This is a genomic window from Microbacterium sp. (genome assembly GCF_040394595.1).
Classification (GTDB): domain Bacteria; phylum Actinomycetota; class Actinomycetes; order Actinomycetales; family Microbacteriaceae; genus Microbacterium.
The window spans coordinates 52,133-71,386 of record NZ_JBEBSA010000005.1 but is presented as its reverse complement, the minus strand read 5'-3'; the positions used below and the strand labels follow the sequence as shown (position 1 = coordinate 71,386).

Annotated in this window: 22 protein-coding genes; 10 read left to right on the top strand and 12 right to left on the bottom strand. The window is 72.6% G+C overall.

Annotated features, from left to right (window positions below):
* Window positions 1-95: 95 nt before the first annotated feature.
* On the bottom strand, window positions 96-920 hold the full coding sequence (locus ABWO84_RS08415) for an ABC transporter ATP-binding protein (protein WP_353114069.1): 825 nt from the start codon (window positions 918-920) through the stop codon (window positions 96-98).
* Window positions 917-1,606 (bottom strand): FadR/GntR family transcriptional regulator, encoded by a 690-nt coding sequence (locus ABWO84_RS08410; RefSeq protein WP_353114068.1) that lies wholly within the window; start codon window positions 1,604-1,606, stop codon window positions 917-919. The genes ABWO84_RS08415 and ABWO84_RS08410 overlap by 4 nt, the downstream gene beginning before the upstream one ends.
* Before the next feature lie 175 nt (window positions 1,607-1,781).
* Between ABWO84_RS08410 and ABWO84_RS08405 the strand changes: the two genes are divergently transcribed.
* Window positions 1,782-3,569 (top strand): 2-isopropylmalate synthase, encoded by a 1,788-nt coding sequence (locus tag ABWO84_RS08405; RefSeq protein WP_353114067.1) that lies wholly within the window; start codon window positions 1,782-1,784, stop codon window positions 3,567-3,569.
* Window positions 3,570-3,604: 35 nt separating this feature from the next.
* Here ABWO84_RS08405 and ABWO84_RS08400 read toward each other — a convergent pair whose 3' ends face one another.
* Complete coding sequence (locus tag ABWO84_RS08400; protein WP_353114066.1) at window positions 3,605-4,978, bottom strand: MFS transporter; 1,374 nt, start codon at window positions 4,976-4,978, stop codon at window positions 3,605-3,607.
* Window positions 4,979-5,058: 80 nt separating this feature from the next.
* Between ABWO84_RS08400 and ABWO84_RS08395 the strand changes: the two genes are divergently transcribed.
* Window positions 5,059-5,706 carry a TetR/AcrR family transcriptional regulator gene (locus tag ABWO84_RS08395; protein WP_353114065.1) on the top strand — a complete coding sequence of 216 codons (648 nt, stop codon included), beginning with the start codon at window positions 5,059-5,061 and terminating at the stop codon, window positions 5,704-5,706.
* On the opposite strand, the gene ABWO84_RS08390 is transcribed toward ABWO84_RS08395, so the two are convergent.
* From ABWO84_RS08390 to ABWO84_RS08380, 3 genes are read right to left on the bottom strand one after another with little or no spacing between them, the layout of a single operon-like run.
* Window positions 5,707-6,642: an aminoglycoside phosphotransferase/kinase family protein gene (locus ABWO84_RS08390; RefSeq protein ID WP_353114064.1), complete on the bottom strand. Its 936-nt coding sequence runs from the start codon at window positions 6,640-6,642 to the stop codon at window positions 5,707-5,709.
* Between the two features lie 9 nt (window positions 6,643-6,651).
* A complete protein-coding gene (locus ABWO84_RS08385) occupies window positions 6,652-7,527 on the bottom strand; it encodes a GNAT family N-acetyltransferase (RefSeq protein ID WP_353114063.1) in 876 nt (291 codons plus the stop codon).
* A complete protein-coding gene (locus ABWO84_RS08380) occupies window positions 7,524-7,898 on the bottom strand; it encodes a hypothetical protein (RefSeq protein WP_353114062.1) in 375 nt (124 codons plus the stop codon). The genes ABWO84_RS08385 and ABWO84_RS08380 overlap by 4 nt, the downstream gene beginning before the upstream one ends.
* A 253-nt stretch (window positions 7,899-8,151) precedes the next feature.
* Between ABWO84_RS08380 and ABWO84_RS08375 the strand changes: the two genes are divergently transcribed.
* Window positions 8,152-9,309, top strand: coding sequence for a Cmx/CmrA family chloramphenicol efflux MFS transporter (locus tag ABWO84_RS08375; protein ID WP_353114061.1), 1,158 nt, complete (start codon window positions 8,152-8,154; stop codon window positions 9,307-9,309).
* A gap of 51 nt (window positions 9,310-9,360) precedes the next feature.
* Here the strand turns inward: ABWO84_RS08375 and ABWO84_RS08370 are convergent, their stop codons facing one another.
* Entirely contained in the window at window positions 9,361-10,416 is a 1,056-nt protein-coding gene (locus ABWO84_RS08370) for a GNAT family N-acetyltransferase (protein WP_353114060.1), read from the bottom strand.
* Between the two features lie 82 nt (window positions 10,417-10,498).
* On the opposite strand from ABWO84_RS08370, the gene ABWO84_RS08365 reads away from it, so the two are divergent.
* On the top strand, window positions 10,499-11,005 hold the full coding sequence (locus tag ABWO84_RS08365) for a YqeB family protein (protein ID WP_353114059.1): 507 nt from the start codon (window positions 10,499-10,501) through the stop codon (window positions 11,003-11,005).
* Window positions 11,002-11,838 (top strand): PaaX family transcriptional regulator, encoded by an 837-nt coding sequence (locus ABWO84_RS08360; protein WP_353114058.1) that lies wholly within the window; start codon window positions 11,002-11,004, stop codon window positions 11,836-11,838. Before ABWO84_RS08365 ends, ABWO84_RS08360 begins: the two co-directional genes overlap by 4 nt.
* Before the next feature lie 21 nt (window positions 11,839-11,859).
* Here the strand turns inward: ABWO84_RS08360 and ABWO84_RS08355 are convergent, their stop codons facing one another.
* Complete coding sequence (locus ABWO84_RS08355) at window positions 11,860-12,960, bottom strand: serine hydrolase domain-containing protein (RefSeq protein WP_353114057.1); 1,101 nt, start codon at window positions 12,958-12,960, stop codon at window positions 11,860-11,862.
* 80 nt (window positions 12,961-13,040) lie between these two features.
* Here ABWO84_RS08355 and ABWO84_RS08350 point away from each other — a divergent pair, with 80 nt between their 5' ends.
* Window positions 13,041-13,706, top strand: coding sequence for a HEAT repeat domain-containing protein (locus ABWO84_RS08350; protein WP_353114056.1), 666 nt, complete (start codon window positions 13,041-13,043; stop codon window positions 13,704-13,706).
* Window positions 13,700-14,719, top strand: coding sequence for a MerR family DNA-binding transcriptional regulator (locus ABWO84_RS08345; protein WP_353114055.1), 1,020 nt, complete (start codon window positions 13,700-13,702; stop codon window positions 14,717-14,719). The genes ABWO84_RS08350 and ABWO84_RS08345 overlap by 7 nt, the downstream gene beginning before the upstream one ends.
* On the opposite strand, the gene ABWO84_RS08340 is transcribed toward ABWO84_RS08345, so the two are convergent.
* Genes ABWO84_RS08340 through trxA form a run of 3 tightly spaced genes read right to left on the bottom strand, consistent with a single transcriptional unit; the run spans window position 14,704 to window position 15,724 of the window.
* Window positions 14,704-15,045 (bottom strand): DsrE family protein, encoded by a 342-nt coding sequence (locus ABWO84_RS08340; RefSeq protein ID WP_353114054.1) that lies wholly within the window; start codon window positions 15,043-15,045, stop codon window positions 14,704-14,706. The two genes, ABWO84_RS08345 and ABWO84_RS08340, sit on opposite strands and share 16 nt — an antisense overlap.
* Before the next feature lie 20 nt (window positions 15,046-15,065).
* The gene (locus tag ABWO84_RS08335; protein ID WP_353114053.1) at window positions 15,066-15,341 is read right to left on the bottom strand and encodes a metal-sensitive transcriptional regulator; all 276 of its coding nucleotides are present in this window, start codon (window positions 15,339-15,341) and stop codon (window positions 15,066-15,068) included.
* Window positions 15,341-15,724 (bottom strand): thioredoxin, encoded by a 384-nt coding sequence (gene trxA, locus ABWO84_RS08330; protein WP_353114052.1) that lies wholly within the window; start codon window positions 15,722-15,724, stop codon window positions 15,341-15,343. Before trxA ends, ABWO84_RS08335 begins: the two co-directional genes overlap by 1 nt.
* A 49-nt stretch (window positions 15,725-15,773) precedes the next feature.
* On the opposite strand from trxA, the gene ABWO84_RS08325 reads away from it, so the two are divergent.
* Complete coding sequence (locus tag ABWO84_RS08325; RefSeq protein ID WP_353114137.1) at window positions 15,774-16,457, top strand: NADPH-dependent F420 reductase; 684 nt, start codon at window positions 15,774-15,776, stop codon at window positions 16,455-16,457.
* A 10-nt stretch (window positions 16,458-16,467) separates the two neighbouring features.
* Here the strand turns inward: ABWO84_RS08325 and ABWO84_RS08320 are convergent, their stop codons facing one another.
* Entirely contained in the window at window positions 16,468-17,055 is a 588-nt protein-coding gene (locus tag ABWO84_RS08320; protein WP_353114051.1) for a TetR/AcrR family transcriptional regulator, read from the bottom strand.
* An 80-nt stretch (window positions 17,056-17,135) separates the two neighbouring features.
* Between ABWO84_RS08320 and pdhA the strand changes: the two genes are divergently transcribed.
* On the top strand, window positions 17,136-18,239 hold the full coding sequence (gene pdhA, locus ABWO84_RS08315) for a pyruvate dehydrogenase (acetyl-transferring) E1 component subunit alpha (RefSeq protein WP_353114050.1): 1,104 nt from the start codon (window positions 17,136-17,138) through the stop codon (window positions 18,237-18,239).
* Complete coding sequence (locus ABWO84_RS08310) at window positions 18,236-19,228, top strand: alpha-ketoacid dehydrogenase subunit beta (RefSeq protein ID WP_353114049.1); 993 nt, start codon at window positions 18,236-18,238, stop codon at window positions 19,226-19,228. Before pdhA ends, ABWO84_RS08310 begins: the two co-directional genes overlap by 4 nt.
* Window positions 19,229-19,254 lie beyond the last annotated feature (26 nt).

Here is a 19,254-nt window from a genome sequence, read left to right as displayed (position 1 = left end):
CGGTAGTCGGAGCCGACCGGCAGCCGGCGCAGGGCCTCGCCGGCGAGCGGACGCACGGCCCGCCGCCGCCCGCTTGTCCCGCGGCCGCCGCCCCGCTATCCCCCGACGGCCTCCCTCCGGAGCGCCCGGGCCGACCAGCGTCCGCGGTCTTTCGCCACCTCGATCGGGTGGGCGAACGCCTCGGAGATGGTCTCGCCGGTGAGCACCCTGTCGACCTCTCCGGAGGCGATGATCGCACCGTCGGAGATGACCAGCGCATGCGTCGTCGTCTCCGGCAGCTCCTCCAGGTGATGGGTCACCAGGATGCTCGTCAGTCCGGGATCGCGCTGCGCCAGGGCGTCGACGGTCTCGAGGAACTGCTCGCGCGCGGCGACGTCCAGCCCGGTCGTCGGCTCGTCCAGGAGCAGGAGGTCGGGGGCGGCGACGAGGGACCGCGCGATCAGCGTGCGCCCCCGCTCCCCCTGCGACATCGTGAACCAGCTCGCCTCGCGGCGGCCGACCAGCCCCACCTCATCGAGAACCGCGTGCGCCCGGGCGATCTCCTCGTCCGAGGGCGCCCAGCGCATCGGGGTCTCGATCGTGCCGGTCAGTCCGGTGAGCACCACCTGCGTCGCAGTCAGCGGCGACCCGAGGGGGTGCCGGGGATTGACGTGACCGATGCGCTGCCGGAGGGCCTGCAGGTCGACCCGGCCGATCCGGTGGCCGAGAACGTCCACGGTGCCCCCGGAGGGATGGGTCTGCGCCCCGCAGAAGCCGAGGATCGTGCTCTTGCCTGCGCCGTTCGGCCCGAGCAGCGCCCACCGCTCCCCCGCCCGCACGGTGAACGACACGTCGTGGAGGATCGGCCGGCCGTTGCGCCGGAAGTGCACGCCCCGCAGATCGAGCACGGCCGCATCGGCCACCGCGTTCACCGCGCTCATGCCAGCCCCTCCGCGACTCCGGCGAGATGCCCTCGGCTGAGCGCGGCCGCCGCCGCCGCATCCCTGCCCGCCACCGCATCGGCGAGCCGGACGTGCGCGTCGTGATCGGCGTCGTCTCCGTAGGCGCCCCGGATCCGCAGCATGTCGACCATGGTCTGGCGGAGCCGCGGGGTGAGGGCGTCGAACAGCTCCTGCAGCACCGGGTTGTGTGCGGCGGACACGACGGCGCGGTGGAAGCGGAGGTCGGCGTCGACGTGGCCCTCGATCAGCGAACGGGGCTGCTCCCCACCCGGGCGGGAGAGGTCGCGCTCGGCGAGGGCCTTGCGGATCGCACGGACATCCGCCGGCGTCCGCCGCGCGGCGGCCAGCGCGGCCGCTTCGCTCTCGATCGCCGTGCGCGTCTCGATCACCGCGAGGATGTCGGCGCGGCGCAGCACCTCGTCCCAGTCGTCCCGCACGTCGAGGGAGGCCACGAACACGCCGGCTCCCTGCCGCGTCACCAGCACGCCGCGGCCGGCGAGCTGACGGATCGCCTCCCGCACCGTCGACCTGCCGACCCCGAGCTGCGGGGCGAGCGTCGTCTCTCCCGGGAGCTTCTCCCCGAGCGCCCATTCCCCGGAGCGGATGCGATCGAGCAGCAGCTGCGCCGCCCTGTCTGCGAGTGTCTCGCGGATGACCTGTGCCATAGATGATCTCTCTGCTTGTCTGAGGAGTTGTGTTACAGTCTAGCCATGCTTCCCCAGGGTCTTCTCCTCCTTATCCGCCACGGCGGGGCCTAGCACGACCGGCTCCCCGCTGTGGGGACAGCGCGCGACGGCGCGCGGGAGCCGGTCGCAGAACCGAATCAGGAGAAGAACGACCATGACCGCATTCCCCACCCTGTCCACCCCGGCGGGCCCCGTTCCCGCCGACGCGCCGCCCTGGAACCGCCAGCGCGCGTCACAGATGCCGTCGCACCGCTATCGCGACGTCCACTCCCGCGTCGATGTCCCCGTCGAGGAGCGCCGATGGCCCTCGCAGCGGCTCACGGCCGCACCGCTCTGGGTGCCCGTCGACCTCCGCGACGGCAACCAGGCGCTCGCAGAGCCGATGGACCCGGCGCGCAAACGGCGCTTCTTCGAGCTCATGGTGGCGATGGGCTACAAGGAGATCGAGGTCGGGTACCCGTCCGCCTCGCAGACCGACTACGACTTCGTGCGCCTCATCGCGGACACCGACATCGCACCGGACGACGTGACGATCGTGGTCTTCACTCCGGCCCGCGACGACCTGATCTCGCGCACCGTCGAGTCGATCCGCGGCATCCGCAATCCCGTCGTCATCCACATGTACACGGCCACCGCGCCGATCTGGCGCGATCTCGTGCTCGGCCGCGATCGTCCGGCGCTGACCGAACTGATCCTGGCGGGCGGCCGCGACGTGCTCCGCGCCGCCGGCGACCTTCCGAACGTGCGGTTCGAGTTCTCGCCCGAGGTGTTCAACCAGACCGAGCCGGAGTACGCCCTGGAGATCTGCGATGCGATGACCTCGCTCTGGGACGCCTCCCCCGATCGGCCGGTGATCGTCAACCTCCCCGCGACCGTCGAGATCGCCACTCCGAACGTCTACGCCGACCAGATCGAGTACATGCACCGGAATCTCGCCCGGCGCCGGGCGGTGATCCTCTCGGTGCATCCGCACAACGACCGCGGCACCGGCGTCGCCTGCGCCGAGCTGGCCGTGCTCGCCGGGGCTCAGCGCGTGGAGGGCTGCATCTTCGGCAACGGAGAGCGCACCGGGAACGTGGACATCGCCACGCTCGCCCTGAACCTCCATGCACAGGGCATCGATCCGATGATCGACTTCTCCGACATCGACGAGATCCGACGCACGGTCGAGCACGCCAACCGGATCGACGTGCATCCTCGGCATCCCTACGTCGGCGACCTCGTGCACACCGCGTTCAGCGGCACGCATCAGGATGCGATCCGCAAGGGCTTCGCCGAGCACCGCGTTCGCGCGACGGCGGAGGGGCGCGCCGAGGCCGACATCGCGTGGCAGGTGCCGTACCTCCCCATCGACCCCGCCGACATCGGCCGCAGCTACGACGCCGTGATCCGCGTGAACTCGCAGTCGGGCAAGGGAGGGATCGCCCATCTGCTGGAGAGCGGGTACGGCGTGGAGCTCCCCCGTCGCCTGCAGATCGACTTCGCGGGCCGGGTGCAGCGGCACACCGACGCGACCGGCGACGAGGTCTCGTCGTCAGATGTCTGGCAGCTCTTCCACGACGCCTATCTCATCGAGGCGGATGCAGGCGTCGAACTGCGCGGCTACGCGGCGTCCGAGTCGGGCACGCGCGTCGAACTGCGGATCGACGGAGAACCGCGCATCGCGGATCACCGCGGCGTCGGGCCGGTCGAGGCGCTGGCATCGGCTCTGTCCGCGCACGCCCTCGGAGAGGACGCTCCCATCGAGATACTCTCCCTCCATCAGACCAGCGTCGGCACCGGGAACCACTCGGACGCCTTGACGCTGCTCGAGTACCGGACGCCGGACGGCCCGCGCTGGGTCGCCGGACGGGACGCCTCGGTGCTCGGCGCGAGCCTCGGCGCGGTGCTCACCGCCGCGCGCAGGCTCCGCACCGGCCGCGTCACCGTCGTGACCGGCTGACCCGGTGGCGGGCGGGGCGTCCTCACCCCCGCCCGCTACCGTGGCACGCGCACAGTCGCTCCGAGCACGACCCCGGCGACCGACACGACAGCGGCGAGAGCGAACAGCAGCATGAAGCGCGACTCCGACGCCGCCCCGGCGAGGACGAGCATCGTGAGCGGAGTGCCGAAGGCGGATCCGACCGTGCGCAGCACGCCGTTCACGCCCACCGCCGCCGCGATCTCGTCGCGAGGCACGAGCCGTGACACCAGATCGGCGGCGAGGGCGAATCCGATCCCGTTCCCGAGGCCGACCAGGGAGAAGAAGATCACGACGGCGACCAGCGATCCGGGGATCAGCGCCGCCCCGGCGCCGCCGATCGCCATCGCCAGCAGGGCCAGCACCGCGACCACGGCCGCCGGCATGTGCGCGAGCAGCATCGGGGCGAGCCGGCCGCCCAGGAACACCAGGACCGCGCCGGGCAGCATCGCGAAGCCCGTCTGCGCCACGTCCATCCCGAACCCCTCCGGCGGCACCGCCTGGAAGAGCACGGGCAGCCCGACGTAGAACAGATAGGGGATGAAGCCGAGCAGCAGGGTGAGGAGGTTGACGGCCGCCAGCGCGGGCTTCGAGAGCACACGGACGTCGACCAGCGGATGCGCAGCCCTCTTCTCCACGGCCCAGAGGGCGACGAACGCGGCGACCGCCAGCACGGCGAGCCCCAGCACCGCCGGGCTCGCCCATCCCCAGGCCGATCCCTGGGCGACGGAGACGAGGAGGGAGAGCAGGCCGATCGCCAGCAGCATCGCACCCGCCCCGTCGAGGCCGCCCGCCCCCTCGACGCGGACGGAGCGCGGCACGCGGGTCGCGACGAGCACGATGCTCAGGACGCCGAGCACGGCGCCGACGACGAAGAGCCACGGCCAGCTGAGGGTCTCGGCGATGAACCCGCCGATCACGAGGGCCGCCCCGGCCCCCAGGCCGAGGGTGCCGCTGAGCCATCCGACGGCGGAGGGCTGTTCCTCGGCGGGGAGGTGCCGTCGCACGATGGCGAGGGCGAGCGGGAAGGACGCCGTCGAGGCTCCCTGCAGCACGCGGCCGAGCAGGAGCAGCGGATAGGCGCCTCCGACGATGCAGAGCACGCTGCCCGCGACGAAGGCGACCATCGAGACGAGAAGCAGCCTCCGGTGCCCGAAACGGTCGCCGAGGGCACCGAGGATCGGGGCGGCGATCGCACCGCTGACCAGGTAGGAGGTGAGCACCCAGCCGCCACCCGTCGCGTCGAGGCCGAGTCCCTCGACGAGGGCGGGCAGCGCCGGCACGAGCAGGGTCTGCATCAGGGAGTACGAGAGCACGGCGCACAGCAGAGCGGGAAGGAAGCCGCGGTGGCGGCGGATCGACGGCACCGCGACGGGCACGGGAGAGGTCATGGAGGCCTTTCTTGATCGGAACGGATGATTCCGTTCCGATCAATCTACGCCTCCCACCTTCGCGGCGCTACCCTGGGGACGTGGAGTCCGTCAGCCAGCCCGCCGCCGATCGGGGGCGCGCCAAGGAGGCCCGCGCGAACGACCGCGCGGTGCTCGAGGCCGCCCGAGACGTCTTCGCCGAGCAGGGCTTCGACGCTCCCACCTCCGCGATCGCCAAGAGGGCGGGCGTGGGCGTCGCTTCGGTGTACCGCCGCTACGGCTCGAAGGACGAGCTAGTCCACGCGCTGCGGCTGCTCGCCCTGGAGGACGTGATCCGGATCGCCCGCGAGGTCGTCGACGAGCGTCCGGAGTCCACGGTCGCCCGCTTCCTCACGAGGCATCTGGAGGAGGCGGCGAGCCCCCTGGCGACGACGTTCGGCCGGCGCCTCCCGACGACCCCCGACATCGACGAGGCCGCGGACCGGCTGCGCGGCGCGCTCGAGACGCTCATCGCCGTCGACCGCGCGCGCGGTCTCGTGCCCTCGGACTACACCGCCGGAGACGTCATGATGGCGATCGCGCACCTGCGGCCCCATCTGGCGATCGCGCCCGCGGATGCGACGGGGCTGCACCTGCGGCAACTCGACCTCTACCTCGCGGGCCTCCGACAAATCGCCGTCGGCGCCGCCGTCCAGCGCGGGGCCGCCCTCACGTGGGAGGAATGGGTCGGCTTCAACAGCGAGCCCTGATCAGCCCGAGTCCGCCCGCCCCTCCGCGATCTCCTCGCGCAGCCCTTCCAGGGCGATCACGTCGTCCTCGGAGCCCGCGTGCGGCGCACGGAACCAGTGCGCATACACCTCGATCTCCATCAGCCGCCACTCCAGGTCGAAGAGCGCGATCATCTCCTCGTCGACGAAGAGGGCGGTACGGGCCTCCGCGGGGAGGTCGCGGAGATCGCGCTCGGGCGGGGCGACGGCGAGCGTCTCCCAGTCGACCAGGCGCAGGCCGCTCGCGTCGAGGAACTGGTTCGCGTGATGCGGCTCGCCGTGGGTCGGCACCCATCGGTCGCGCTGACGGCGGGCCTGCGCCGCCAGCCCGTGATAGCGGGCCTCCCATGTCGCGAGCTCGTCCCCCACGCCGGAGAGCAGCCGTCGCGCCTCTTCGCCGAGCGGACCCGCGCCCCACGGCGCGGCGAGCTCAGCGCCCATCCGATGCGCGAGGCCCGGAGCGATGCGCGGAGACCACACCGGCGCGCTCCGCGGCGGCGGACAGGCGTGCAGCTGCTGCAGCAGCGCCACCACCCTTTCGACGTGGGAAGGCGCGCACGCCTCGGCCTCGTCCGGCGACCTCCCGTCAAGCCACGGGGTGACACTCAGCCATCCTCCGGCCGCCGCCGCGACGAACTCCCCGCCGCGCGAGCGGAGCGGGGCGACAACGCCGGTGAAGCCCTCCTCCGCGAGTTCGACGGCCCCGCGGTAGGCCGACAGGATCAACTCCGCGGTGCGGAATCCGGCGGGCAGGTCGAGCGTCGCGAACAGCGCCGCGCCGTCGGGGTCGTCGATCCGCCAATGATGCGCGCCGAACCCGACCGGCAGGTACCGGGCCCGGACGGCCCTCGGCTCCCACTGGGTGCCGACGATCTGCAGGACGTCATCCTCGGAGGGGCTCTCCGGCGGCGTGCGCATCAGATCCGCTCACGCCTGCGGGAACGACGCCGACCAGTGCACCTCGGTCTCGCGGTACCCCTCGCGCGCATAGAGGCGGCGAGCGCCGTCGTTGTGTCCGAAGACGTTCAGTGCGAGGACGGGCAGCCGCTCCTCCCGGACCATCTCCGCGGCGGCACGGAGGCTCTGCGTCCCGGCTCCCCGGCCGCGCGCGCCCTCATCCATCTCGATGTCGTAGATGAAGCCGCGCTGGTCGCCGAGGTGGACCCACAGCAGTCCGAGGCGGAGGCCGTCCTCGTCGTGCACGATCATCAGCCGATGACCGGCCGTCGCCGGCCCGTCCGGGAGGAGCTGGGCCATCTCCTCCTCCGCCTGGGAGATCGCCTCGTCGAGACTGGCGGCGGCGCCGCTCGCGAAGCGCTCCTGCGCGTATCCCAGGTCGGACGCAGCCCGATAGGCGGCGTACTCCTCGTCGTTCATCGGCTCCAGCCGCACGCCCACCGGCTCGGTCACGGACGCCACCGAGATCTGCATCTTGGTGGCGACGCGCTGCGGGTGCGACGCCGCCGCCAGCGCCGCCATCAGGTCGTCGCCGGGATGCTGGCCGAACATCAGCTCTCCCGACCACCCCTCCTCCCGAGCGAGGGCGCTGAGCTCCTGCCACAGCCACCCGCCGTCCGGCGCCTCGGCATCGCCCAGGACGGTCCGCGGTCCATCGCGGAACAGCCACAGCGACGCTGCCGGTTCCTCGTGCACACGGATCTCTCCGCGATCCAGCTCCGGGATCTCGAGTCTCCGCCCCTCCGCGGCCGCCTGCCGCGAGACGGCGCGTTCGACCGCCCTCTCGATCAGCCGGAGGCGCTCGGGGCCGTCCTCGACGATCCGCCAGCCGTCCGGACCGCTCACCAGAAGCGCTCCTTCGGAGGGGCGGGCCTCTTGTCCGCGCCTCCCCAGCGGTCGGCCTCCGCCTTCGCCGCGGACGCGGCCGCGTCGGCCTCGCGCAGGGCGACGTCCGCAGCGACGACGGGATCGACGGCCGCCAGCGTCAGCGTGGTCTGCGATCGACCCGCACCGCTCCCGGACGCCCGGCAGTCGAGCACCTGGGCCCGCCACGCCACGGTCGAGCCCGATGCCGGAGCCGGATCACCGTGCCGTCGGCCGGTGCCGATCTCGGTGACGGCGATCACTGCGCCGTCGGCATCGTCGGCCTGCATCACCTCGACCATGCTCCCGCGCGGGATGCGGGCGGAAGCCGCGAGCACGATCGTTCTCTCCATGTCTCCACCATAGGCATCTCCGCCCGGGGCGGCACCCCGCATCCGTCGGTCTGATAGTGTCCCGGGGTGGTGTTGCCCGAATCGGACAGGTGGGGGCTGCCGGCATTCCGGTAGCCCGAGACGCCTCAGAAGAGCCCTTGCGACCAGCCGCGCAGTGATCGAACTGCCCTGAGTCGACGGTTCCGCGCATCCGGCCGCCGGTGGTGCCGAACGTCCGCGTTCCCCTCCACCCACGTCTCCGGAAGGCATCCGCATGCCCATCGTCCTCTTCCTCCTCGCCGTCGCCGTCTTCGCGCAGGGCACCTCGGAGTTCATGCTCGCCGGGCTTCTCCCCGGCATCTCCTCCGATCTGGGCGTCCCGCTCGGACGGACCGGCCTGCTCACCTCCGCCTTTGCGGCGGGGATGGTCCTCGGCGCCCCCGCCATGGCGGTGCTGAGCCGGCGGTTCTCGCCGCGCTGGTCGTTGACGGCGTTCCTGGCGCTGTTCATCGCCGCCCACGTCGTCGGCGCCCTCGCGGACGGGTTCGCCGTGCTGCTGCTCACCCGCGTCGCCGCCGCGATCGCCAACGCGGGCTTCCTCGCCGTGACGATGTCGACCATCGTGCGCATCGTGCCGCCCGAGAGGCAGGCCCGAGGCCTCTCCGTCGTGCTGGGCGGAACGACGCTGGCCCTGATCGCCGGAGTTCCGGGCGGAGCGCTCGTCGGCGAGCTGCTCGGCTGGCGGGCGACCCTCTGGGCCGTCGCGCTGCTGTGCGTCCCGGCCGCCCTCGGCGTCATGCTCATGGTGCCGGCGCGCCCCGCGGCGTCCGCCCTGTCGGGCCCGAGCGGGCTGCGGCGGGAGTTCGGCGCCCTGCGCCGCGGGCCGGTGATCGGCTGGCTCCTGCTGGGCGCCCTGGTGAACGCGGCGACCTTCTGCACCTTCACCTACCTGGCGCCGCTCGCGCTCGGCCCCGCCGGTCTCCCCCGGCAGGCCGTGCCGGGGCTGCTCGCCGTGTTCGGCGTCGGCGCGTTCCTCGGCGTCGCGTTCGCGGGGCGGGTCGCCGACCGGCACTGGCGGCGTCTCATCGGCGTGGCGGGGCCCGCATTGCTGGGCGGGTGGCTGCTGCTCGCCGCCGGCGCCGGCGCCCCGGCCGCGGTGTGGGTGCTGGCCCCGGTCCTCGGTGCCCTCTCCTTCGCACTCGGCAGCACGCTGATCGCGCGCGTGGTGGCCTCCGCGCAGTCCGAGGCGCCCACGATGGCCGGAGCGTTCGCGACCATGGCGCTGAATGTCGGCGCCGTGGCGGGACCCGCCGTCGGCGGGCTGTTCCTCGACCTGCCCGATGCCCGCGGCGCCGTGCTGGTGAGCGCGGCGATGGTCCTCGTCGTCGCGGCGGCCTGGCGGATCCCCGCCGTCCGCAGGACGCTCGGATAGGCGTGGGGCGCCGTCGCCTCCCCAGACGACGGCGCCCCGCGCTCCGGCCGTTCAGAACCTCTTGGCGTAGGTGACCGAGCGATCGGTCGGGCGGAAGCCCAGCCGCTCGTACATGCCGAGCGCTCCGCTGGGGTTCTCCGAGTCGACGTCGAGGATCGCCGAGACCAGTCCCCGATCCCGGTATCCGCGGAGCGCCTCCGCGATCACCGCGGACGAGAGCCCCTGACCGCGACGCTCGCGGATCACCCCGATGCCCTCCAGATAGCCGAACGGGCCGCCGTTCGGCTCCCACTCCCCCTCGTTGATCTCCGTCAACGCGAAGGCGACGACCCGGTGCGGATCCTTCCCGTCTCCCGCGCCCGTCACGATGAGCCGCGAGAGCTCCGCGGAGAACTCGCCGAGACGCGTGCTCTTCTCCCACTCCCGTCGGGAGACGGGCTGCGATCCCCAGTGGTCGCGGAACGCGTCGTTGAAGGCGATGCGCGTCGCCTCGGACAGCCGGTCCGTGAACGGCACGACGGAGAGCCCCTCGGGAAGGGCCCGATCGGGGATCGGGGCGGAGAGATCCCTCTTGAGGGTCAGCCACCAGCGCACCGGGGCGAAGCCGGCGGCGGCATACAGGGCGAGGTTCGCCGTGCACTCCTCGCGGCTGCCGACGCAGAGCATCGCCGGCAACGAGGAGTCCGAGGAGGCGAGCAGCTGTCGCCCCCGGGCCTCCTGCCAGGCGAGCAGCGCCCGGCCGATGCCCAGCCCGCGATACCCGGGATGGACGACGCCGTCGAGCGACACCTCCACCTCCGTCTCCGCCGTGTCCGCCGCGCGCGCCTCGGCGTAGGCGATCGGCTCCCCGTTCGCCGCGAAGCCGATCACGGTGTCCGTGCGGGGGTCGAACGGATCCGCATCGAACCCCGCCTCGATCCCGTCGCGCTCGATGAGGTCCTGCGGGTGGTCCACCAGCCCGGCCGCGGAGACCAGAGCGTGGATGCCGTCGAGGTCGGCCCTGGTAGCGGGCCTCCAGGTCAGCGACGTCCCCCCGACGTCGGCGGGCAGCTCCGGGAGCGTCTCCGGGGCCGGGACCCTCGCGCTCAACGGCATCACGTTCGTCATCGCGTCTCCTCGCGGTTATTTCTATCGTTGATGATACGATCGTAGTCCATACGATATTTAGAGATTCCTGAACGGAGCGCATATGACCGGCGAGCAGACCGAGACGGTGCTGAGGATGGACGTCGCCACGAAGATTCTCGTCTGGGTCGTCTGCGGTGCCGCGGGCGTCGGCCTGGGCCTCGTCCTGCCCTGGCTGCTGCAGAACCTCAGCACCTGGCCGATCCCCTACCTCGACGTGCTGAAGTTCCTCGGCTCCTTCGACGCGCCGATCATGGTGGTCGGGCGTCCCGTCGTGCTGGGGGCGATCGGCCTGGTGATCGCCTTCTTCCTCACCTACCACAGCGCGATCCTGACGATCGGCGACGAGCGCATCGTCGTGCGCGAGGGCGACGACGAGCGGGTGATCGAGCGGCGGCAGATCGCCGGGGTCTATCGGCACGGACAGAAGGTGCGCGTCGAGTCCCCGGAGGGGCGGGTGCTCTTCGACGACGACGTGGAGGGCGGTCGGAAGGCCATCGCCGCCGCGTTCCTCCGGCACGGATACCCGTGGGAGGGCTCCGAAGGGGCCGCGCAGGAGACCACGGCATGAGCACGCAGGAGATCGCCGTCTCGGCGCGCACCCTGATCGAGGGGAGCTTCGGCGCTGAGGGCGTCGCGCCGCTCGACACCCTCTACGACGTCGGCCTGGCGCTCGGCCTGCCTGAGCAGACGGTGCGTCTCACGATCCGGCGGATGCAGGCCTCCGGCCTCCTCCGGCAGGTCGGACGGGGACGTGCCGGACACCTCGTCCGCACCGAGGAAGGCACGCGGGACGAGCGCGCGGCACTGCGTCTGCTGGACTTCGCGTTCGCGCAGGACCGCGGCCTCGCCCGATGGGACGGCTCCTGGCGGCTGTACGCCTTCTCGATCCCCGAGTCGCAGCGGGCGGAGCGCGACGGCCTGCGCGCCCTGCTGGTCTCCCTGGGCGCGGCCGCCCTGGCGCCGGGGCTGTACGTCACACCGCACGACCTGCACGAGGAGCTGGCCCGCGTCGTCCCCGAGGCCACGGTCTCCGAGCGCCTCATCACCGCTGCCACGGACGCGCTGCGCGTGCCCGGTTGCGCGGACGACCGGGCGATCGCGGAGCGGCTCTGGCCCGCGGACGAGGTCCTCGCGGCCTGCCGTCCCCTCGAGGCCGCGATCGCCGCGCTCCCCGATCCGGCCGGCATCGACGAGATCGCCGTCACCGCACAGGCCCTTCGTCTCAGCGAGGGCCTCGACCACGCGCTGCGCGCCGATCCGCTGCTGCCCCTCGAGCTGCGCCCGTCCCCGTGGCCGCCGAGCCGCGTACGGGCCCGGTTCCTCGAGTCCTGGGAGCGCCTCGAGGCTCTGGCTCCGGACCTTCCCGTGTTCGCGGGCCCCGATGCCCGGACGGTGCCCTGAGCCCGCCGGAGACAGGCCCTCTCAGGGCAGGCACTCCTCCACGAGGTCGGCCAGCTCGTCCACCCGCTGATGCGTGCCGAGGCCCCGGGTCACGAAACCGAGGCTGTAGTCGTGCCCGGGCGAGTGCCAGGCCGCGCTGCCGCCCAGGCCACCCATGCCGGTCTCCCCTCCGTCGACGCGCATCCCGAGCGCCCAGTCCGCCTCGTCACCCGTGAACCCGTCACGAGCGGCGCCGACGCCGGTCACCGCCTCACGGAGCAGCGGCTCCCCGAGGCGGGTGCGCAGCCGTCCCCTCCCCTCCGGCGCGAGCGAGGCCGCGAGGTCGTCGTACCAGCGGGCCAGCGACACCGCATCCGTGTGCAGGCCGACCGCGGGGAAGCTCGTCCTCCGCCAGCGGGCGCCGTTCAGCAGCGCCGGATCGAGCAGACCCGCGGGGCGGGTGAGAGCCCGCACCGCCGTCGGAGAGGCCAGGTACGGGGCGACCCACCCCTCGTCGACCACCTCGAGGTCGGCGACCGCGGCGAGCTCGGACGCCGGCACCCCGAACCGGAAGACCGCCCCGACCAGGTCGCCGAGGAGCGGCGCGGCGTCTGCGACGGAGAGCGCACCGACGGCGGCGAGCACACCATCGATCAGGTGCCCGTACGTCGAGGCGTGCTCGACGGATCCGAAGCCGTCCGGATGCTCGGGCGCCGAAGCGGCGAGATCGTCCCTCAGCGCGCGTGCGTCGTCGGTCGCCAGGTCCGCGACCCGTGCGGAGAAGGCGAACTTCCCGGCGCGATGGGTGAGCACATCGCGCAGCGTCGTGGTCCGTCCCGGGTCGTCGCGGTATCCGGCCCATACCTCGGCGACGGGGGTGTCGAGCCCGATGGCGCCATCCGCGACCGCGGCGAGGACGGCCGCGGCCGCGATCGGCTTTCCGGTCGAGAACACCTGGACGAGCGTTCCGGGGACCCAGGGCGAGCCGGCGGCGTCCTTCGTCCCGCCGCAGATGACGAGCAGCGGGCGCCCTCGCCTCAGCACCGCGAGCTCGGCGCCGAGCTCGCGGCCGTCGGCCAGCATCCGCTCGAAGGCGCGGGCGACCGGGGCGAGTACGGGGTCGAGGTGGCTGATCTGCGGCATCCGGGCCATCCTATGATCCCGCGCTCGACTTGACCTTGACATGGTGACAAGGTGTGATGTGGGTGTCGGAGGTGGTCGAGATGACCGGGATGATCACAGGATTGGACAGTGCGCTGCGGGCGCCGGACGCATCGACGAGGCTGCAGGCGGCGCTCACCGCGGGCACCCGCCCCTCGGACGAGCAGATCGACGCCCTGATCGCACGGTGCGCTGTCGAACCGGACTTCTTCGTCCGGGACATGCTCACCTGGGCGCTGGTGCGCCACGATCACGTGACGGTCGTCGACCGGCTCCTCGTCGAGCTCGACGGCGGTGCCCCCCAGGCGCGGAGTCAGGCGCTGCACACCCTGTCGAAGATCGGCGATCCCCGCGCCTGGGAGGCGATCACCGCGGGGCTGCTGCGGGACGCGGACGACGAGACCGCGCGCGCCGCATGGCGCACCGCCGCCGGCCTGGTGCCCACGGACCGGGAGACCTGGCTCGCCGCCCAGCTGGCCTCGCAGCTCGGACGCGGCGACCGGGACCTGCGGCTGAGCCTGAGCCGGGCGTTCGCCGATCTCGGCCCGGTCGCTCTGCCGGCCGTCGACGCGGCCGCCGCCGACGACGACCCCGAGGTGCGCGCGCACGCCCTGGCCACCGCACGCCTCATGAGCGACCCCGAGGAGGGGTTCGACGCCGCGCTCGCCGAAGCACGGAGGGCCGTCGCACTGCGCGGGGCGCCCTCCGCGCCGGAGGGCGGGTGCTGATCGGCGAGGTGTCCGCGGCATCCGGGATCAGCACCCGGATGCTGCGGCACTACGACCGGATCGGGCTCGTCTCGCCGAGCGGACGCACCGCAGGCGGATACCGGCGCTACGCCGATGCCGACCTCCGCCGCCTCTTCCACGTGGAGGGGCTGCGGACGCTCGGACTCAGCCTCCGGGAGATCGGCGAGGCCCTGGACGGACAGGCGTTCGACGCCGGCGCCCTCGTCGCGCGGTTGACGGAGCGGACACGCCGGCGACTGCAGGAGGAGCAGCAGCTCCTCGCGAGACTCGAGCAGGTGCGGGCGACCGGCCCCGCCGACTGGCCGGACGTGCTGCGGACGATCGGTCTGATGCGAAGGCTGCAGGCCGCGAGCCCGGCCGAGCGCCAGCGCGCCGCCCTCGGCGCCGACCACGACCGCGATGCCGTGGTGCTCGTCGAGGCCGCGCTCAGCGAGCCGGAGGTCAACGTCGCCGGCACGCTCCAGTGGGCGCTCGCCCAGAACGGCGACGAGGCCGTGCCTGCCCTGGCGTCGGCGCTCTCCTCCGCCGACGCCGACCGGCGGCTCCGCGCCGTCGAGGCGCTCCGGAAGATCGGCACCCCGACCGCGCGGGACGCGCTATCCCGCGCCGCCGGGCACCCGGACATCCGGGTGGCGGCGCCGGCGACCCTCGCTCGCGGACGCACCGGCGACCACGGGGCGATCCCCGCCCTTGTCGCCCTCGTCTCGGACGGTCCCGACGACGTCGAGGCCGCCGAGGTACTGGCGGAGCTGGCCGTCGACCACAGGTCCTCATCGGCGATCGCGGACGCGCTCGCCGAGGCGTATGAGGCCGGGGACGAGCATGCCCGGCGGAGAGTGATCGCCGCCCTCACCGAGCTCCCCGGCTCCGCGGCGGAAGCGCTGCTCGTCCGTGCTCTCGACGATCCCGATCGCGGGACGTCCCTCACGGCCGCGGCGGTCCTCCGCTCCCGGAACCGGGAGGGAGGACGAACGGATCAGATCCGCACGTAGGAGGCACCGCTCTGCTGGGCCTCGACGATCGCGACGACGGCCGCGGGGACGATCCCGACCCCCGGCCGGAGCGCGTCGGCCGGAATCCCGCGCTTGCCCATCCCGATGCGACAGGCCTCGACGGTCGTGCCGTCGGGGAACTCCGCTCCAGGGATCTCCACACCGTGCGCGCCCGATGCCAAGCCGTCCAGCGCCGCACCGTTCACGATGATCCGCACGGTCAGCGCCAGATCGGCCTCCCGCAGGGTCCTCGCCGACCCGAGGGCCCGCGCGACGTCGGCGGGAGCGTCGGAGACGTGGAGGACGACGGTCTCGCTGGGGCTCATGGTGGACACGCTTTCTGTGCTCAGGCGAAGGAGAGGAAGAGTTTCTGGAGCTCCGTGGTGGTGAGCCCGTCACGGGTCTCTGCGGCGTCGGGCGCGGCGATGCACTCCTCCATCGCCTCCGCGACGATCACGAACCCCGCCCGGTTCAGCGCATGGGTCACCGCCGCGAGCTGGGTCAGCACGTCGCGGCACGACGCGTCCTCCTCGACCGCGGCGACGACGGCGTCGAGCTGACCCCGCGCGCGCTTCAGCCGGTTCACGAGACGCCGACGGGCGTCGTCGTCCCGCTCCGTCATCAGACGATCTCCTGCGGCTGCTCCCGCTCCTGCTCGGCGATCTTCGCCCGCACCTCGTCCATGTCGAGCCCCTTGACGGCGCCGATCACCTGATCCAGCTGCGCGCCGCCGAGGGCGCCGGGCTGGGCGAAGACGAGGATCTGGTCACGGAAGGCCATCAGCGTGGGGATCGACGTGATCCCGAAGCCGGCGGCGAGCTGTTGCTGCGCCTCGGTGTCGATCTTGCCGAAGACGATGTCGCCGTGCTCCTCGGAGGCCTTCTCGAAGACGGGCCCGAACATGCGGCACGGACCGCACCACTCCGCCCAGAAGTCCAGCAGCACGATCGGGCTCTCGCGGATGGTGGTGTCGAGGTTCTCGAGGGTGATCTCGGTCGTGGCCATGGCTCCCAGCATACCCCCTGGGGTATCGGAGGGATACGATGGCGGCGTGATGCAGCCCTCCCCGACGATCCGGACCCTCGGGATCCTCGGAGCCGGCCGCCTGGGGACCGTGCTCGCCCGCCTCGCGGTCACCGCCGGCTATCGGGTGCTCGTGGCCCGCTCGGGAGACCCGGCGCCCATCGCCCGTGCGGTCGCCTCGATCGGGGCGACCGCCGTGCTCCCGGAGGACGCCGCGGAGGCGGATGCGGTGGTGCTCGCCCTTCCCCTGGGGCGGCACACGGACCTGCCCGCGGAGAGACTGCGCGGGCGGCTCGTGCTCGACGCGATGAACTACTGGTGGGGCGCCGACGGGATCCGCCCCGACCTCGACGATCCGCACACCTCGACGAGCGAGACGGTGCAGCGGCTCCTCTCCGGGTCCCGCGTGGTCAAGGCCTTCAACCACATGGGCTATCACGAGCTCGAGGACGAGGCCCGCCCGCCGGGCGCGGAAGGGCGCAAGGCGATCGCGATCGCGGGCGACGACCCCCGCGATCTGGCCGCCGTCACGGAGATCGTCGACGCCCTCGGCTTCGACCCGGTGGTCGCCGGGCCGCTGTCGTCCGGGATCATGCTGGAGCCCGGCGCGGAGGCGTTCGGCGCCGACGTGCCGGCGGCGGAGCTCCGAGCGATGCTCGAGGCCTTCCCCTCCTCGCAGCGCGGGATCATCGTGGCGCGGGCGCGGCACCGCTAGAGGCGGCCGCTCACGCGCCAAGCAGGTCGAGCGCGACCCGGGCCAGGGCGGCGGCCTCCGTGCGCGTCGGCGCTTCGGCGAGCCCCAGCAGGCGCCGGCGGTGCGATTCGCCGAGGAGCAGCGCGAAGAGGGCTTCGGCCCGCGGAGGATCCGCTGCGGGGAGGCGGAGGTCGAGCGCGGCGACGTAGCTCTCCGGACCGTCGCGGTAGAACGCGGCGGCGAGCTGCGGGAACGTGCGCGCCTCGGCGATCATCAGCCGGTGCAGTCCGATCGCCTCGTCGGAGTGCAGTGCGAAGACGATCTTCGACGCCAGCTGCTCGAGCCCGTCCCCCTCGTCCGGTCGCGTGAGCGTGCGGTCGCGCAGCCGCTCGACGGCGGCGAGGAAGATCTCGGCGCGGTCGCCGAAGTACGCGTAGATGGTCCTCTTGGTCACATGCGCCTCGGCGCGGATGTCGTCGAGCGTCACCTGGGGGTATCCGTCGGCGATGAGCAGCCGCACCGCCGCGTCGAGGATGTCGTCGCGGCGCTGCGCGCGCTCACTCTCGGTCGGCCGGCCGCGCTTGCGCGCACCGGGGGCGCCCTGCCCCGCATCCGTCATGCGTCCTCCTCGTTCCACCCCATTCTATAATGATACGGTTTTTGTATCATTAATTGCGGTTCGGCGAGAAGGAACATCACATGCCCTCGACAGACAGGAAGCGTCCGGCGCGCAGGACCGGACCGGCGACCCCGGCGATTCCCCCGACGGACGGGCTGCTCGACTTCTACCGTCAGATGGTCTTCATCCGGCGGTTCGAGGAGCGGGCGGCGCGCGCCTACACCGAGGCCAGGATCGGCGGATACTGCCACCTCAACCTCGGCGAGGAGGCGACCGTCGCCGGGCTCATGGCCGCCCTGCGCCCCGACGACTACGTCTTCACGAACTACCGGGAGCACGGCTACGCCCTGGCCCGCGGGATCGCCCCCGAACGCATCATGGCCGAGCTCTACGGACGCTCGGACGGCGTCTCGAAGGGATGGGGCGGCTCGATGCACATGTTCGACATCGCCGCCCGCTTCATGGGCGGATACGGGATCGTCGGGGGCCAGCTGCCGCTGGCGACCGGAGCCGCCCTCGCGATCCAGTACCGCGGCGGGTCCGAGGCGGTGGTCTGCCTGATGGGCGACGGGACCACGAACATCGGCGCCTTCCACGAGTCGCTCAACCTCGCCGCGCTCTGGAACCTGCCGATCGTCTACGTCGTCGTCAACAACGGCCTCGGGATGGGCACCACCGTGGAGCAGTCGTCGGCGGAGCCGGAGCTGCACCGCCGGGCCGCCGCGTACCGGATGCTCGCCGCCCGCGTCGACGGCAACGACCCCGCCGCCGTCCGTGATGCGGCGCTGGAAGCCCTCGAGAGCGCGCGGACCGGACGCCCCTATCTGCTCGAGACGATGTCCGGGCGCCTCAAGGGGCACTCGGTCGTCGACCCCGCCCGCTATCGCAGCCGGGAGGAGGCGGAGCGTCTCAAAGCGTCCGATCCGGTGGCCGCGTTCGCCGTGCGGCTCCACGAGACGGGGCTGCTCACCGATGAGCTCATCGCCGAGATCGACGCCGAGGCGCTGGGGGCCGTCGCCGGGGCGGTCGCCTTCGCCGAGGCGAGTCCCCATCCCGACCCGTCCACCCTCTTCGACCACACCTATGCGACGCCGGTGCCCAACGACTCCCGGAGACTCCCGGGCGAGGCGCTCTTCCCGGCCGCGCCGAGGCCCGCCGCCGAGCCCGCAGGGGTGCGGGCATGAGCGTCATCAGCTACCGGCAGGCCCTGCACGACGCCCTGCGCGCCGAGATGCTGCGGGATGAGGACGTGTTCCTCATCGGTGAGGAGATCGGGCTCTTCGAGGGCTCCTACAAGATCACCGCGGGCATGCTCGACGAATTCGGACCGCGACGCGTCAAGGACACGCCGATCGCCGAGGAGGGGTTCACGGGCGCCGCGGTCGGCGCCGCGATGCTGGGCCTGCGCCCGGTGGTGGAGATCATGACGATCAACTTCTCGCTGCTCGCACTGGACCAGATCGTCAACCACGCCGCAAAGATCTACGGCATGTTCGGCGGCCAGGCACGGGTGCCCATGGTCATTCGCACCCCGGGCGGCGGCGGGCAGCAGCTCGGCGCGACGCACTCCCAGAACGTCGAGCTCTACTACGCCTTCGTCCCCGGGATGAAGGTGGTCGCCCCCTCGAACCCGGCCGACGCGAAGGGGCTGATGCTCGCGGCGATCCGGGACGACGACCCCGTGCTGGTGCTGGAGAACCTCGCGCTCTACAACACCACGGGAGAGGTCCCGGACGACCTCGCGCCGATCGAGATCGGGCGGGCGAACGTCGCACGGACGGGACAGGACGTCACCGTCGTCGCGTATTCGCGCATGGCCGCCGTCGCGCTCGAGGCGGCCGACGCCCTCGCCCGCGAGGGGGTCGACGTCGAGGTGATCGACCTGCGCAGCCTGCGCCCTCTGGACCGGGACACGATCATCGCGTCGGTCAGGAAGACGAACTGCGCGGTCGTGCTGGAGGACGACTGGCTCACCTACGGGATCGGCGCGGAGATCGCCGCGACGATCTCCGACGGCGCGTTCGACTGGCTCGACGCCCCGGTGCGCCGCGTCGCGATGGCCGAGGTGCCGATGCCCTACGCCAAGCCGCTGGAGACGGCGGCTCTCCCCTCCACCGCCGATGCGATCACCGCGATCCGCGAGACCCTCGACGCCGTGTCACGGCGCCGCTGAGAGATTCCGAACCGAGAAGAGGAACC